Source organism: Streptomyces sp. MspMP-M5 (genome assembly GCF_000373585.1).
Classification (GTDB): Bacteria; Actinomycetota; Actinomycetes; order Streptomycetales; family Streptomycetaceae; genus Streptomyces.
Genome location: NZ_KB891860.1, coordinates 1 through 2,237 on the forward strand (window position 1 = coordinate 1; position 2,237 = coordinate 2,237).

A 2,237-nucleotide genomic window follows, 5' to 3' on the forward strand; every position below is an offset into this window, starting at 1 on the left:
GTCTCGAGGAGTTCGGTGGCCATGCCGGTCCACTGGGAGCCTTGTCCGGGGAAGACGAAGACCACGCGCTGGCCTGCGGAGCCGTTGCTGTGTCCATCGGCTGTGATCAGGTTCGGGGTTGTCCGGCCGTGCGTCAATGCCCTCAAGCCTGCGGTCAGTTGTTCCAGGTCGCTGCCCGTCACCACTGCCCGGTGGTCCAGTGCCGAGCGTCCGGCCAGGGTGAATGCCACATCGACCGGGTCGAGCGCGGGGTCGTTCTCGACCCGGCGCAGCAGCCGCGCGGCCTGGTCCTTGAGCGCCGTGGCGGACTTGGCGGACAGCACCCACGGCACCACCGGAACGCGCATCGCCTCCGTACGGGCCGGTTCCTCGGACGTGGCCGGCGCCTCCTCGAGGATCACATGCGCATTGGTGCCGCCGAATCCGAAGGAAGACACCGCGGCTCGCCGCGGTGCCTCGGACTCCGGCCAGGAAACGGCCTCGCGGAGCAGGGAGACGGCCCCTGCCTCCCAGTCGACGTGTCCGGTCGGCTCGTCGACGTGGAGGGTCTTGGGCAGCAGGCGGTGCCGCATCGCCTGGACCATCTTGATCACACCGCCCACGCCCGCCGCGGCCTGCGTATGGCCGATGTTGGACTTGAGCGACCCGAGCCACAGCGGCCGGTCGGTGGGTCGGTCGTGGCCGTAGGTGGCCTGCAGTGCCTGTGCCTCGATCGGGTCGCCCAGCGGCGTGCCGGTCCCGTGGGCCTCCACCGCGTCGACGTCCGCCGTGGACAGGCCGGAGGCGGCCAGCGCCTGGCGGATGACGCGCTCCTGGGAAGGGCCGTTGGGCGCCGTCAGGCCGTTGCTGGCGCCGTCCTGATTGACCGCGGAGCCACGCAGTACGGCCAGTACCTGGTGGCCGTTCTGCACGGCGTCGGAGAGCCGCTCCAGCAGCAGCAGACCCACGCCCTCCGACCAGCCGGTGCCGTCGGCAGCGGCCGAGAACGCCTTGCAGCGGCCGTCGACGGACAGCCCGCGCTGACGGGAGAACTCGACGAACGACCGCGGGGTCGACATCACCGCCACCCCGCCGGCGAGCGCCAGATCGCACTCGCCCCGGCGTAGGGCAGCGGCCGCGAGATGCAGTGCCACCAGCGAAGACGAGCACGCGGTGTCCACCGCCACCGCCGGCCCTTCCAGACCGTACGTGTACGAGAGGCGGCCGGCGGCGACACTGCCCGCGCTACCGCCGTAGAGGTACCCCTCGTTGCCCTCGGCGGGGAGGTACGGCCGTGAGCCGTAGTCGTTGTACATCACGCCGGTGAAGACACCCGTGTGACTGCCGCGCAACGACGCAGGGACGATACCCGCATTCTCGAACGCTTCCCAGGCGGCCTCCAGCAGCAGCCGCTGCTGCGGGTCCACAGTCAGCGCCTCACGCGGGGACATCCCGAAGAACTCCGGGTCGAATTGGTCGGCGTCGTGGAGGAAGCCGCCGTGGCGGGTGTAGGAAGTGCCCACCCGTTCCGGATCGGGATCGTAGAGGGCTTCCAGGTCCCAGCCCCGGTTGACCGGGAAGCCGCCGATCGCGTCCCCGCCTTCCGCGACCAGGCGCCACAGATCCTCCGGAGAGGCGACTCCGCCGGGATAGCGGCAGGCCATCGCCACGATCGCGATCGGCTCCTGCTGTCGCTCCTCCACCTCGCGCAGCTTCCTGCGCGCGTCACGGGCATCCGCAATGGCCCGCTTGAGGTAGTCGCGCAGTTGTTCTTCGCCCGCCATGTGATGTCGTCTCCCCGCTGTGTTGTGCCTGGTGTCTGAACGTCTGGTAGCTGGTGTCTCGTGGCTGGTGTCCGTGCACGTTGATCCGAACAGGCCGGATCAGCAGGTCATTCGAGGTCGTCGAAGAGCGCGAAGAGCTCTTCGTCGCTTGCGGTTTCGAGGTCCTGGTCGGCGTCGTCGGAAGACTTGGGGGTGCCGGCGGTGTGTGAGGCCCGCTCGTCCACCGCTCCGGCCAGCTCCAGCAGTTCGCCGAGTTGAGCGGTGATCCGATCGCGGGTGGCCGTGTCGTCCGCCAGATCCCTGATCACTGCCTTGAGCCTGGTCAGCTCCGCGAGTACGGGCCCGGCCGCTGCCGCACCATCGGGAACCAACTGTGCTCCGAGGTGGGTGGCGAGGTTGGTGGGGTTGGGGTGGTCGAAGATGAGGGTGGTGGGGAGTTGGAGGCCGGTGGCGGTGTTGAGGTGGTTGCGGAGT

The 2,237-nt window shown here is 69.5% G+C and carries 1 protein-coding gene and 1 pseudogene; both read right to left on the reverse strand.

Going from position 1 to position 2,237, the window contains the following annotated elements; translation table 11 throughout:
• Window positions 1-1,763, reverse strand: a 1,763-nt coding sequence (locus B073_RS0106220; RefSeq protein WP_018537227.1) for a type I polyketide synthase, incomplete at its 3' end; no start/stop codon positions are given.
• A 107-nt stretch (window positions 1,764-1,870) separates the two neighbouring features.
• Window positions 1,871-2,237: pseudogene (locus B073_RS0106225) on the reverse strand (beta-ketoacyl synthase); the annotation flags it as partial.